We start from the raw sequence: 12,808 nt of genomic DNA, 5'->3' as shown, positions 1-12,808 counted from the left end.
GTGACCACACCCGTCACCGACGCCGGGCAGGCCCCGCCGCGCCGCCGGGGCGCCTTCCACCGGCTGCGCGTGGCCGCCGTCGAGCGCCTGTGCGACGACGCCGTCGCCGTCACCTTCGAGGTGCCCGACCACCTGGCCGAGGAGTACGCGTTCGCCCCCGGGCAGTCGCTGACCCTGCGCCGCGAGGTCGACGGCGTGGAGGAACGGCGCAGCTACTCCATCTGCGCCCCCGTCGGGGAGGCCCCCCGCGTGGGCGTGCGCCTGGTACCCGACGGCCTGTTCTCCGGATGGCTGGTGAACGAGGTCCGGCCGGGCGACGAGGTCGAGGTGGGCGCGCCCACCGGACGCTTCAGCCCCGACCTGGGCGCCTCGGCCCGCCACGTGATGATCGCCGCCGGCTCGGGCATCACCCCGGTGCTGTCGATGGCCTCGTCCCTGCTGCGCCGCACCGGGTCCCACGTCACCCTGCTGTACGGCAACCGCCGCAGCGACACGGTGATGTTCGCCGACGACGTGGCCGACCTCAAGGACGCGTACGGGCACCGCTTCGAGCTGGTGCACGTGCTCTCCCGCGAGCCGCGCGAGGCCGACCTGTTCACCGGGCGCCTGGACGGCGGGAAGCTGGAGGCGCTCCTGGACACGGTCGTCGCCGCCGACGCCGCCGACCACTGGTGGCTCTGCGGGCCCTACGGGATGGTCACCGACGCCAGGGAGGTCCTGGAGGGCCGCGGCGTGCCCGGCGACCGCATCCACCAGGAGCTGTTCTTCGTCGAGGGTGCGGAGCCGCCCCCTCAGACCAGGCACGAGGAGCCCGGGGTGGAGGGGCCCTCCAGCGAGGTCACCGTCGTCCTGGACGGCCGCACCAGCACCCTGACCCTGCCGCGCGGCGTACCTGTGCTCGACGCGGCCCAGCGCTACCGCCCCGACCTGCCCTTCGCCTGCAAGGGCGGCGTGTGCGGGACCTGCCGGGTGAGGGTCTGCGAGGGGGAGGTGCGAATGCTGCGCAACTACGCGCTCAGCGACGCCGAGGTGGAGGCCGGGTACGCCCTGTCCTGCCAGTCCGTCCCCGAGACCGACACCGTGACCGTGGACTTCGACTCGTGAGCGCCCGCAACGAGACCGCCTGGCGGATGTTCGAGGCCGACCGCGCGTCCAAGAACCTGGGGATGCGCCTGGTCCGGGCCGACCACGGCACCGCGGTCGTGGAGATGACCGTCGGCCCGATGATGGTGAACGGGCACGGGATCGCCCACGGCGGATACGTGTTCACCCTCGCCGACACCGCCTTCGCCTGCGCGTGCAACACGGACGGGGGAGGGGTGACGGTGGCCTCCGGCGCGGACGTGACCTTCGTGGCCGCCGCTCACGAGGGCGACGAGCTCGTGGCCACCGCCCAGGAGCGGACGCTGTTCGGCCGCAGCGGCCTCTACGACGTCACCGTGCGCCGGGGCGAGGAGGTCGTCGCCGAGTTCCGGGGGCGCAGCCGCACCCTGCCCGGCCGCACCTGACGCGAGAGGGGACCCGACACACGTGGGGCCGGGCCGATCAGGGCCCGGCCCCCGTGGGCGTGCGGGGGGACGCGCCGGGGCCCGTGACGCTGCCGGCGGCCCGCCTCCTCCCGGGCCCGGCGGTCCGGTGGCCATGACCGGACACGGGGGCGGGGGTTTACTCCGATGTCAGGGCGAGTGTCGGACCTTGTGGGCGAAAAGCGACTCTTGTTGCCTATGTGGGGTTCTGGGTAATTTCTTCCTGTTCTGTTTCGAAGCCCGTACGCGGGCCCCAGCCAGACGGGCATCCCCCACATGCGTCGTTCCCTGACCTGTACGACGGCGGCCGCGGCCGCCCTCGCACTGGCCCTCTCCCTTCTCGGGCAGTCCCCCGCACTGGCCGAGGACAATCGCCCCCCGGGCCGGCCGGAGACCTCCACGCTCACCGCGCGCGGCGAGGCCTGCTCGACGGACCCGGCCGATCCCACCCTCCTCAACAGCACTACGCTCACCCTGAGCGGAGGCATCTCCGACCCCGACGCGGAAACGGTGTCACAGCAGGTCAAGGCACAGTTCGAATGGGGCCTCGAAGGCTCCGAGGAGCCACTCGGCAGCTCGGACTCCGCGTACGTCTCGCAGGCTCCGGGCGGTCCCCCCGTGACGCACTCGATCACCGCGAGGGACCTGCCCGAAGAGGTCCTGATCGGCTACCGCGCCCGTGGCCACGACACACGGGCGTGGGGAGAGTGGTCCGACCGGTGCTGGATCGAGATCAGCACGAGCAAGCCCGCGGCGCCGCCGACCGTCACGTCCGACGACTACCCCGCCGACAACAGGTTCCACGGTGCACCTGGGCGGTCGGGCGACTTCACGTTCGACGCCAACGGCGTGGATGACGCGGTCGCCGTCTACTACTCCGTCGACGACAACATCTGCACCACGCGGGTGGAACTGAAGGAGCCCGGTGGGGAGGCCACGGTTCGGATCACACCGCAAAGGTCCGGCCCCCGGTCGATCCACGCGCGTTCCGTGGACGCCTACGGCAATTCGTCTCCGTGCGCGAGGGTCTACGAGTTCTGGGTCGCGCCGCACGCCGACCCCGTCGCCTACTTCCCCCTCGACGAGGGCGGGGACTCCACCGCACACGACTCCATGGTGAGGGGCAGGACCGCCGAGGGCACCGGTGCCATCGACTGGGCGCGGGGCAGGGCGGGCACACGCGGCGGCACCCACCGACTGGAGGGGGCGTCGGTGGTGACGTCCGACGGCCACCTCCGCACGGAGGGGCCCGTCGTCGACACCTCCGGCGCGTTCACGGTGACGGCCTGGGTGCGGCTGGACGACACCGGTGAGGACGCCGTCGCCGTTTCCCAGGACGGTGAGCACGTCAGCGGATTCCAGCTCGGCTACGACGCGCACGAGCGGCGCTGGGCCTTCCGGCAGACGTCTGCCGACGACGTGGACGCCGAGTTCGACCGTCAGGTCCTCTCCCGGGAAGCAGCCGAGACGGGTGCCTGGACCCGGTTGCTCGCGACCCACGACCCCGCGGAGGACAGGATCGACCTCTACGTCGACGGCGTCCACCAGGGCGGAGCGGACCACGCGTCGGCGTGGAACGCCGGGGGAGCCTTCGCCATCGGCGGCGGCACGGGGCAGGGCGGATCGGTCCTCGGCTGGCCGGGGGCGGTCGACGACGTGATCGTCTGGGAACGCGTCCTCTCCGACGAGGCACTGGTCGATTCGAGCACCGGTCGATCGGAGGTCTGGGAGTACGCCAACAGGCCCGTCGTCCAGGAGGGCGTGTGGCTGCTGGACGAGTACGACGGTCCCGCGGCTGCCGACAGCACCGACCACGGGCTCGACGCGACGCTGCACGGCGATCCCGCCACGGTGTGGGACGCCACCTACTCCGAAATCCGGTTCGCCCCCGCCGTCGTGCTGGACGGCGCGCTCGCCGAGCACTTCCGCACCGACGGGGCCGCCGTGCGGACCGATCGCAGCTTCACGGCCTCGGCCGAGGTCCGTCTGGACGATGGCGAGGCCGACGCGGTGGCGCTGTCACAGAGCGGCGAACACACCTCGGGGTTCGCGCTCGGGTACGACGCGGACAGCCGCCGGTGGGTCTTCGAGACGGCCTCGGAGGACGCCGGCGGGGGCGGCGGTGCGCACCGGGTCCTCTCCGACACCTTCGCCGTGACCGGTAGGTGGGTCCACATCCTCGGCGTCTACGACCACACCGTCGGCACGCTGGAGCTCTACGTGGACGGACAGCTCGCGGGAACGACGACGCGTGAAGGGTCCTGGCACGCCGACGGGGACGTCGTCATCGGCGGAGCCGGCCACGCCGGCGGCGTCGAGCGTGCCTGGACCGGAGCGCTCGGCCTGGCCCAGGTGCACCAGGGAGTGGCACTGCGGCAGGACATCACCCACATCAGGTTCGGTCGGCCCCCGGTGTGAGCCCGGCGGGGTGGGCCCGTCGCCGACGGGCCCACCCCGGCCGCTGTCGTTCGTGGCGTCCCCGACCGCGAACACGCGGGGGAGGAGGTGCGTCCCATGGGGGACGGTCCTTCTTCCCTCCCCGGTGGGGAGACGCCCTGCGACCGCGCCGTGGAGACCGCCGGGGAGGCTGCTTCGGCCTCCCCGGCGCGGCCCGGACTCAGGGGGCCGTGCTGAAGCTCGGCGACTCCGCCCCGGCGCCCTCCCGGGCGCCTCCCGCGCGGGGGCGGTCCAGGAAGCCCGCCAGCACGGCGATGCCCAGGCCCACGACGGCCAGCAGCGCGCCGATCGCGGCGGGGGAGGTGTAGCCCAGGCCCGCGCTGATCCCGACGCCGCCCAGCCAGGCCCCGCCCGCGTTCGCCAGGTTGAAGGCGGAGTGGTTCGAGGCCGCGGCCATGGTCGGCGCCGCCCCGGCCCGGTTCATCACCAGGACCTGGAGCGGGGTGCACACGCCGAACCCCACCGCCCCCAGGACGACCAGGCTGACCGCCGCCGTCCAGGGGTTGTGCACGGTCACGGTGAACAGCGCCAGCACGATCGCCAGCGCGGCGAGGGAGCCGTAGATGGTGGGGCGCAGCGCGCGGTCGGCCAGGGGCCCCACGACCAGGGAGCCCAGGGTCATGCCGACCCCGAACAGGGCCAGGACGACCGGCACGGACGACGCGGACATCCCCGCCAGCTCGGTCATCATCGGCGAGACGTAGCTGTAGACGGCGAAGACCCCGGCGAAACCGAAGACCGCGGTGGTCAGGCCGAGCACGACCTGGGGGCGTCCCAGCTCGGACAGCTCCTGGCGCAGGCCAGCCCCCGGCGCCGCGGGCTGGCGCGGCACGAACGCCGCGACGCCCAGGGTGGCGAGCAGGGCGATGCCGGAGACGACCAGGAAGGCGGCGCGCCATCCCATCGCCTGGCCCAGGAAGGTGCCCACCGGCACCCCGACGATGTTGGCCACGGTCAGGCCCAGGAGGACGCGCGACACCGCCGTCGCCTGGCGGCCGGGGCCGGCCATCTGCGCGGCGACCAGGGACCCCACGCCGAGGAAGGCCCCGTGCGGCAGGCCGGCCAGGACCCGGGAGGCGAAGACGGCCCCGTAGGAGGGCGCCAGGACGGTGGCGAGGTTGCCCGCGAGGAAGAGTCCCATGAAGAGCAGCAGGACCGTCTTGCGGGGGACACGTGTGCTGAGCGCGGTGAGCAGCGGCGCGCCGACGACCACGCCCAGCGCGTAGGCGGAGATGAGATAGCCGGCGGTGGGGACCGAGACGCCGAGGTCGGCGGCGACGTCGGGCAGCAGTCCCATGATGACGAACTCGGTGGTACCGATGGCGAAGGCCCCGAGGGCCAGGGCGAGCAGGGCCAGAGGCATGGGTGGGCCCTCCAGACAAGGGACGGGGAAGAGACGGGGATCGCGGCGGGCGCCGTCGCCCGGAAAGCCCGCGCCTCGGCGACCCTGCCGGAGCGCCGAGGCGCGCAAGGGTCGTTTGGCACGTGCTAAATCCAGCCTCGCAGCACGGCCGGGGGGTTCTCAAACGATTCCGGTGTGATCTGTCCCGTGCGGGGGGAGAGCCTCACCACTCCCGCGTCCCGGCCGGACCCGCAGCGGGGGCAGGCCCCGGAGGGGCCGGATCAGCGCCGCGGGGGAGGTCCGGTGCTGCTCCGGACGGTGAGCACGGGCTCCAGGACCAGGTGTCGGCTCCCGGTGCGCCCGTCGTCCAGCCGCTCGGCCACCGAGCGGACCGCGAGCCGGGCCATCTGCGCCGCGTCCTGACGCACGGAGGTGAGCCGCAGGAAGGGCAGGCGGGCCGTGCGGCTGTCGTCGTAGCCCACCACGGACATGTCCTCCGGAACGGAGGTCCCGGCGCGGACCAGGGTTCCCGCCAGGCCCAGGGCGCACAGGTCGTTGCACGCGACCACGGCCGTCGGGGGCCGGACCCGGGAGAGCAGCGTGCGCGCCGCCCGGGCCCCGGACTCCTCGGTGTAGTCGCCGGGGAGGACGTCGACGCGCCCGGAGAGCCCGTGGGCGGCCATTCCCTCCCGGTACCCCCTCAGGCGCTCACGTGCTCCGGGCAGGTCGCCCCCGTCGACGTGGGCGATGTCGCCGTGCCCCAGGGAGACCAGGTGGTCGACGGCCTGGCGGACCCCGCGCGCGTCGGCGGTCCGGACGCTGTCGGTGCCGGGCGCGCCGGTGCGCTGCCCGATCTCCACCACCGGCACGAGTTCGGCGACCTTGGCCAGGTCGGCCGGGGCGGCGGCGGACATGCCGATGAGGATGAGGGCCTCGCACCGCAGGCCCAGGAGGTCGTCGACGGACTCGCGCTCGGTGCGGGTGGGCAGCATGGCGCTGAGGACGACGCTGTAGTCGAGTTCGGCCGCCACCGGGTAGACGGCCTCGACCACGTGCGCGTCGAGGGGGTGTTCCAGGGTGAACAGCACGCCGACCTGGCGGCTGCGCGTCCGGCGCAGGAGGCGGGCGGCGGTGTCGGCCCGGTAGCCGAGCTCCTCGGCCGCCCGCAGGATCTGCTCGCGGGCGGAGGCGCTGGGGCCGGGGCGCCCGCCGAGGACGAGGGAGACCAGCTGCCGGGAGACGCCCACGCGGGCGGCGACGTCGGCCATGGTCGGGCGCCGGGCGGGCCGCTGCCCCCCGGGCCCGCCCGCGCCGGGGTCACCGGGCTTCGGCATCTGCGTCCCCTCGGACTCGCTGGTGTAAGCGCATCGTACTGCGGGGCGCGGCCCCGGCCGTCCGGTTGCCGTCCGCGTCCTCGGCGCGGGGATGGCCCGACACCTCGTGGAGGAGATGTGGGAGCCGGGGAGGGGGAGGCCGTGTCGGGGGCCTCGTCCCGCGGGCGGGCCCCGGCCTTCCGCCGGAGCGGCGGGGCGGCGGGGCGACCCCGGCACGCGCACGTGAGGGAGGCACGGGGAGCGGTGGTCGGGGGAAGGGCGGTGAAAAGGGTCCGGGGACGTGCCGGTGTGGCGGCACGTCCCCGGACGTAGCTGTGGCCCACGTCCCCCAACGCGGGCCACAGCGGGCGCGGCCAGTGTGCACTGAGTGCGGTCTGGCCGCTGGGAAGGCGGATGCAGCGACTGAATACGTGCCGGAAACCCCCATTGCCGACACGAGCGCGTGCATCCGCGCTTGGTTTGTGGTGCGAGCGCCTCACAGGACCTGGGTGGGTGTGGGAAGACTGCGGGGTCGGGGTTCGGTCTGGGGCGCTTCACCTGTGAGAACGCTTCGTCTGATTGTGGTGTTCCCGTTCCTCGCACCGATTTTCGGTCCGGCCGGTAAAAAGCGGGTGCTGACTGGGGCAAGGGATGTCTATGCTCCTGCTGTGAACAGCACAGGAGAGGGCGGGGGCACGCCGGGGACGATGACCCTGTGGCGGCCCACAGGGCCCCGGGAACTCGCCCTGGTCAGGGATTCCGGCTGGCGGGAGTGGCCGCCGCGGCTGCCGGAGCAGCCCATTTTCTACCCGGTCCTGAACCGGGGGTACGCGGAGAGGATCGCCAGGGAGTGGAACCTGCCACGCGACGGTGAGGGGCACGTCACCCGGTTCCGCGTGGACGCCGGATTCGCGTCCCGGTACCCCGTGAGGCAGGCGGGCGGACGCACGATCCTGGAGCTGTGGGTGCCCGCGGAGGAGCTGGCGGAGTTCAACGCCCACCTGCGCGGCCCGATCGAGCTGGTGTGGTCCTACCTGCCCGAGCACCCCGAGGGGGTCTCCCCCCGCTGACGGCAGGGGAGCGGGCGGGACCCCGGCCGCAGGGGCGGGGTCCCGCCGGTCGGCGTGTCAGGCGTCGGGCACGAGTGCCAGGTCGGGGTCCAGGTCCGTGAGGGCGGCGAGGACGTCGCCGAAGGCGTCCGCGAGCACGACGGGCTCGCGGTCGGTGCGGTCGGTGGCCGGTGCGGAGGGGTCGCGTCGGGGGTCGAGGGTGGTGGCCATGGGGTTCCGGGCGCGGGGGCCGGTGGGGCGCGCCCTCCTCCTTCTCGTGTGATCACGTGCTCGGACGTCCCGGTCGCCGTGACTCCCGGTGACCGCGGGGTTCGGGTCAGGGATAGCACGCGGTGACGACCGTTCGGCTTGCGTCGCACCGGTCTCCCTTCCCCGGGAGGTGTCCGGTCCCTGGGCATGGTCATACCCGCGCACCACATCCGCGTGAACAGACGGCCTCCGGCCTGTGGACGGAGTGCCGGAGCGGGTCGGGCCGACCGTCCGGCGGACCGCTCGGCCACCGGCTCCGGTAACGCGTTCCGGACATGTCGGTCCCGCGCACGCTCCGGTGTCCGCACCCCCGGCGGAGCGGTTCGCGAACCATGCCCCGGTCTTTGCGTGAAATTGGCCTTTCTCTTTTGGAGGCGAGGACGTTCCGTGGGAGACATGTGACGTAAAGTCACCCGATCCCGAGGAAGCCCACATGCCCTACGGATACTCCACAGGTTCCGGAGCGACGCTCGCGGCGACGGGGTTCGCCGCCGGCTACCTCTGGCTGGTCGTCGTCGGCCTCGTCCTGGTCGTCGCCGGAGCGCTGCTCGTCCGCGTCTCCTTCCGCCGGGACAGGGGACCGCTGGAGCGATGACCCTCACTTTCCGCGACGCGGACCGGTCCGGGGGCCGGCCCCGGCCGCCGCATGACCCGGTCCTGCCCACCGCCAGGACCGCGCGCCCCGGCGCGATGGCGTTCCTGGGGATGCTCGCGTTCGCCGCGTTCACCGTGTGGGGCATGGCCCACGTGGTCGGCGCGGTCGGTGGGTTCCACGAACCCCGGGCGAGCCTGGCCATGGTGTGGCTCGCCTCGTTCCTGCTCCTGTGGTGGGCGCCCTTCGCCTGGCTGGAGAGGCCCGTCCGCGCGACCGCCGACGAACAGGTGGCGCTCGACTCCCTGACCGTGACGGTCCAGGTCCCCGTCTACAACGAGGACCCGCTGGTCCTGCGCGCGTGCCTGGACTCGGTCCTCGCGCAGAGCCGCACGGTGGACCGTGTGCGGGTCGTCGACGACGGGTCCGTGGACGCCGACGGGGAGCCCGTGGACTACGGCGGCATCCGCGACGCGTTCCTCGCCCGGGCCGCCGGCCACGGGGTGGAGGCCACCTGGGACCGCACCGCCAACCGCGGCAAGCGCTTCGCCCAGATGCACGTGCTCGCCGAGGACGACGCCGACGTCTTCGTCACTCTCGACAGCGACTCGGTGCTCGACCGCCACGCCGTGAGGGAGGGCCTCGCGCCCTTCGCCAGTCCGCGGGTGCAGTCGGTGGCGGGCCACGTCCTGGTGCTCAACAGGGACGCCAACCTGCTCACCAGGCTCACCTGTGTGCTCTACCTGCCGTTCACCCGGGGCCTGCGCAGCGCGCAGTCGGTCCTGCGCCGGGTGACGATCAACTCCGGCACCCTGGCCTTCTACCGGGCGCAGACGGTCCGCGATAGCGCGGGGGCCTACGAGAACGAGCACTTCTGGGGCCGTCCCATGCAGATGAACGACGACTCCATGCTCACCTTCTACGCCCTGCTCAAGGGCGACACCGTCCACCAGCCGTCCGCGATCGTCTTCACCCTCGTCCCGGAGCGCCCGCGCCACTACTTCGGCCAGCAGCTGCGCTGGATGAGGGGGACGACGGTGCGGCACCTGTGGTGGCTGAGGTACATGCCGCTGCGCGGCGTGGTGTTCTAGGGGACGGTGACCGAGTACCTGCACATGTTCGTGGCCTACGCGGTTCCGCTGCTCGTGCTGTGCGACGAGGGCCTGCGCGAACAGTGGAGGTCCATCGCGGTCGCCGCACTCGTGATCGGCCTGGCGATCAACTACATCATGGCGCTGCGCCTGTTCACCATGCGCAGGAGCGACGAGTCGGCGGGCTACCTGCTCATGCTGTACCTGGTCTCCCCCGCGGCCGCGGTGTGGAGGCTCCTGGTGCTGCGGCCCCTGTACCTCTACGCGATGCTGACCTGCAGGCGGATCACCCGCTGGGGCACCAGGGAGGGGGTCGAGGTCGCCATGGCCGGCGGTTCCCCGCAGGCGGAACCCGGGGCCGCCGCCCGGAGCGCCTCCCCGGCGTGAGGGAGCGGGGCGGTCGGAGGCGGGGGGAGGGGACCCATGAACCGAGGGGACCCCTCCTCCCGCACGGGGCGCCCCGGACCCCGGGGCGGCGGTCCTGCGGGGGCGCCGCCGTCCACGCCTTCCGCTCCGGGGACGCCGGGGAATACCTGTGTCGCCCCACCCGTTCCCCGTGATACCTTCATAGGAAATTACTTCTCAGGAAACAATATCGGGGAGCAGGCCATGCAGTTCGGAATCTTCTCAGTCAGTGACGTGACCACCGACCCGACGACGGGACGCACGCCGACCGAGGCCGAGCGGGTCAAGGCGATGGTCGCGATCGCGCTCAAGGCGGAGGAGGTCGGCCTCGACGTCTTCGCCACCGGAGAGCACCACAACCCGCCGTTCGTGGCGTCCTCCCCGACGACGATGCTCGGCTACATCGCGGCGCGGACCGAGAAGCTGATCCTGTCCACCTCCACCACGCTGATCACCACCAACGACCCGGTGAAGATCTCCGAGGACTTCGCGATGCTGCAGCACCTGGCCGACGGCCGGGTGGACCTGATGATGGGCCGCGGCAACACCGGCCCCGTCTACCCCTGGTTCGGCCAGGACATCCGCCAGGGCATCCCGCTGGCGCTGGAGAACTACAACCTGCTCCACCGCCTGTGGAGGGAGGACGTCGTCGACTGGGAGGGCAAGTTCCGCACCCCCCTCCAGGGCTTCACCTCCACGCCCCGGCCCCTGGACGGGGTGCCGCCTTTCGTCTGGCACGGCTCGATCCGCAGCCCGGAGATCGCCGAGCAGGCCGCGTACTACGGTGACGGCTTCTTCCACAACAACATCTTCTGGCCGGCCACGCACACCAAGAAGCTGATCTCCCTGTACCGGCGCCGCTTCGAGCACTACGGCCACGGCAAGGCCGACCAGGCCGTCGTCGGCCTCGGCGGGCAGGTCTTCATGCGCAAGAACTCCCAGGACGCGGTCAAGGAGTTCCGCCCCTACTTCGACAACGCCCCCGTCTACGGCGGCGGGCCCAGCCTGGAGGAGTTCACCCGCGAGACCCCGCTGACCGTCGGAAGCCCGCAGGAGGTCATCGACCGCACCCTGACCTTCCGGGACTCCTTCGGCCACTACCAGCGCCAGCTCTTCCTCATGGACCACGCCGGCCTGCCGCTGAAGACGGTCCTGGAGCAGCTGGACCTGCTCGGCGAGGAGGTCGTCCCGGTGCTGCGCAAGGAGTTCGCGGCCGGGCGGCCCGCCCACGTCCCCGACGCCCCGACCCACGCCTCCCTGTTGGCGGCCAAGGGCGCCGGGGGCGACAAGGGTGCGCAGACCGGCCGCGCCTGAGCCCCGGCCCGCCCGGTCCGGGGTGCGGGTGCGCCCCGCACCCCGGACCGGGTGTCAGGCGAGGGGGCCCGGCGCCGCCGGGGAGGCGCTCCCGGCGAAGTACGCCCTGGCACCCCCGGAGTAGAGCAGCGCGATCACGGTGAAGGCGAACGCGGCGGCGACGAGTTCCGGGAGTCCCGCGACCGGGGTGAAGGCCAGGGCGAGGATGCCCACGCCGTAGACGGCGTTGACGCCCAGGGCCGCGGGCCGCGCCGCGGGACGGCCCCGGGCGACCATGACGGTGAGCGCCAGCGAGGCGCCCCCGTACACGAGGGCGACGGCGGCGGCCACGAAGATGGCCCAGGCCGGGACCTCGGTCGCGGTCGGCATCGAGGGCGCGGCCTGCGCGGCGAACCCGCCGAGGAGGGCGAGCCCGCCGGCTCCGAGCTGGTAGAGGGTGATCAGGATGAGCAGGACGAGGACCGCGGTGACGCTCGACGGTCTGGTACGTGCGTTCATGTGACGTTTCCTCCGCGCTAGGGGACGTCTCCTCCCAGGCACATAGCCGCAGGGAAGGGCCCTACACGTGAGCCGCACGGGCGCCGGGGCGTTCCCCCAGGTGGTGCGGGGGAAACTCATGCGTTCTCGAGGAGCTCGGCCGACCGGTCACGGGGAATAGGCCCCGGGGGCCGGACGTTCCGAGTGTTATCCTTTCTAGGAAACTTCTTCTTAGAAAACCTTTCGCGTGGAGGCCAGGCATGAGCACCCGAAGGATCGTCACCGTGTCGGCGGGGCTGAGCACCCCGTCCTCCACCCGGCTGCTGGCCGACCGGCTCACCGCCGCCACCGAGGCCTCGCTGGCCGACCGGGGGGAGAAGGTCGAGACCCGGGTCGTGGAGCTGCGCGACCTGGCCCACGACATCATGAACGCCATGACGACCCGGGTGCCCACCGGGGAGCTCCCCGGGGTCCTGGAGGACATCGCCGCCGCCGACGGCGTCATCGCCGTCACCCCCGTGTTCAACGCCTCCTACAGCGGCCTGTTCAAGTCGTTCTTCGACATCGTCGAGCCCGAGGCCCTGGACGGGACGCCGGTGCTCGTCGCCGCGACCGGCGGCAGCCCGCGCCACTCGCTGGTGCTGGAGCACGCGCTGCGCCCGATGTTCGCCTACACCCGCTCCGTGGTCGTGCCGACCGGCGTGTACGCGGCCTCGGAGGACTGGGGGGCGGGAGGCGGCGGCGGTCGGGAGCTGTCCGAGCGCGTCGACCGTGCCGCACGGCAGCTGGCCCTGCTCGCGGCCGACCACGCCCCCGGGGCAGACGACCCCTACGAGGAGCCCACGTCGTTCGCGGAACTGATGTCCGGCCTGGGAACCTGACCCCCCGCCGCACCCCGAACACGCCCGACCGGGGCGGATCCACGGCGCGCAGTGCACTGCACTGCGCGCCTCCGTTGTGCCCTGCACAACA

The 12,808-nt window shown here is 72.9% G+C and carries 13 protein-coding genes; 9 read left to right on the top strand and 4 right to left on the bottom strand.

The window, feature by feature from the left end; translation table 11 throughout:
* From paaE to OUQ99_RS16405, 3 genes are all read left to right on the top strand, one after another.
* Entirely contained in the window at positions 1–1,104 is a 1,104-nt protein-coding gene (paaE, locus tag OUQ99_RS16415) for a 1,2-phenylacetyl-CoA epoxidase subunit PaaE (protein ID WP_267944629.1), read from the top strand.
* Positions 1,101–1,508: a hydroxyphenylacetyl-CoA thioesterase PaaI gene (gene paaI / locus OUQ99_RS16410; protein ID WP_267944628.1), complete on the top strand. Its 408-nt coding sequence runs from the start codon at positions 1,101–1,103 to the stop codon at positions 1,506–1,508. Before paaE ends, paaI begins: the two co-directional genes overlap by 4 nt.
* Positions 1,509–1,802: 294 nt before the next feature.
* Positions 1,803–3,944: a LamG domain-containing protein gene (locus OUQ99_RS16405; RefSeq protein WP_267944627.1), complete on the top strand. Its 2,142-nt coding sequence runs from the start codon at positions 1,803–1,805 to the stop codon at positions 3,942–3,944.
* Positions 3,945–4,143: 199 nt separating this feature from the next.
* On the opposite strand, the gene OUQ99_RS16400 is transcribed toward OUQ99_RS16405, so the two are convergent.
* Both OUQ99_RS16400 and OUQ99_RS16395 read right to left on the bottom strand, forming a co-directional pair.
* Complete coding sequence (locus OUQ99_RS16400; RefSeq protein ID WP_267944626.1) at positions 4,144–5,346, bottom strand: MFS transporter; 1,203 nt, start codon at positions 5,344–5,346, stop codon at positions 4,144–4,146.
* Positions 5,347–5,606: 260 nt separating this feature from the next.
* Positions 5,607–6,593, bottom strand: coding sequence for a LacI family DNA-binding transcriptional regulator (locus tag OUQ99_RS16395; RefSeq protein ID WP_267950406.1), 987 nt, complete (start codon positions 6,591–6,593; stop codon positions 5,607–5,609).
* Positions 6,594–7,345: 752 nt separating this feature from the next.
* Here OUQ99_RS16395 and OUQ99_RS16390 point away from each other — a divergent pair.
* Complete coding sequence (locus OUQ99_RS16390) at positions 7,346–7,708, top strand: ADP-ribosylation/crystallin J1 (protein ID WP_267950405.1); 363 nt, start codon at positions 7,346–7,348, stop codon at positions 7,706–7,708.
* A 57-nt stretch (positions 7,709–7,765) separates the two neighbouring features.
* Here OUQ99_RS16390 and OUQ99_RS16385 read toward each other — a convergent pair whose 3' ends face one another.
* Positions 7,766–7,918: a hypothetical protein gene (locus tag OUQ99_RS16385; RefSeq protein WP_267944625.1), complete on the bottom strand. Its 153-nt coding sequence runs from the start codon at positions 7,916–7,918 to the stop codon at positions 7,766–7,768.
* A 472-nt stretch (positions 7,919–8,390) separates the two neighbouring features.
* Here OUQ99_RS16385 and OUQ99_RS16380 point away from each other — a divergent pair, with 472 nt between their 5' ends.
* From OUQ99_RS16380 to OUQ99_RS16365, 4 genes are all read left to right on the top strand, one after another.
* Entirely contained in the window at positions 8,391–8,552 is a 162-nt protein-coding gene (locus tag OUQ99_RS16380) for an LPXTG cell wall anchor domain-containing protein (protein WP_267944624.1), read from the top strand.
* Positions 8,549–9,640 (top strand): glycosyltransferase family 2 protein, encoded by a 1,092-nt coding sequence (locus tag OUQ99_RS16375; protein WP_267944623.1) that lies wholly within the window; start codon positions 8,549–8,551, stop codon positions 9,638–9,640. Before OUQ99_RS16380 ends, OUQ99_RS16375 begins: the two co-directional genes overlap by 4 nt.
* A 6-nt stretch (positions 9,641–9,646) precedes the next feature.
* On the top strand, positions 9,647–10,027 hold the full coding sequence (locus OUQ99_RS16370) for a hypothetical protein (RefSeq protein ID WP_267944622.1): 381 nt from the start codon (positions 9,647–9,649) through the stop codon (positions 10,025–10,027).
* Positions 10,028–10,249: 222 nt separating this feature from the next.
* Positions 10,250–11,359, top strand: a complete 1,110-nt coding sequence (locus tag OUQ99_RS16365) for an LLM class flavin-dependent oxidoreductase (protein ID WP_267944621.1) — start codon at positions 10,250–10,252, stop codon at positions 11,357–11,359.
* 54 nt (positions 11,360–11,413) lie between these two features.
* Here the strand turns inward: OUQ99_RS16365 and OUQ99_RS16360 are convergent, their stop codons facing one another.
* On the bottom strand, positions 11,414–11,857 hold the full coding sequence (locus tag OUQ99_RS16360; protein WP_267944620.1) for a hypothetical protein: 444 nt from the start codon (positions 11,855–11,857) through the stop codon (positions 11,414–11,416).
* A gap of 239 nt (positions 11,858–12,096) precedes the next feature.
* Here OUQ99_RS16360 and OUQ99_RS16355 point away from each other — a divergent pair, with 239 nt between their 5' ends.
* On the top strand, positions 12,097–12,717 hold the full coding sequence (locus OUQ99_RS16355; protein WP_267944619.1) for an FMN reductase: 621 nt from the start codon (positions 12,097–12,099) through the stop codon (positions 12,715–12,717).
* Positions 12,718–12,808: the final 91 nt, after the last annotated feature.

The sequence above is a fragment of the Streptomonospora nanhaiensis genome (genome assembly GCF_026642255.1).
Classification (GTDB): Bacteria; Actinomycetota; Actinomycetes; order Streptosporangiales; family Streptosporangiaceae; genus Nocardiopsis; species Nocardiopsis tropica.
This window is presented reverse-complemented; position numbering and strand designations above follow the sequence as displayed.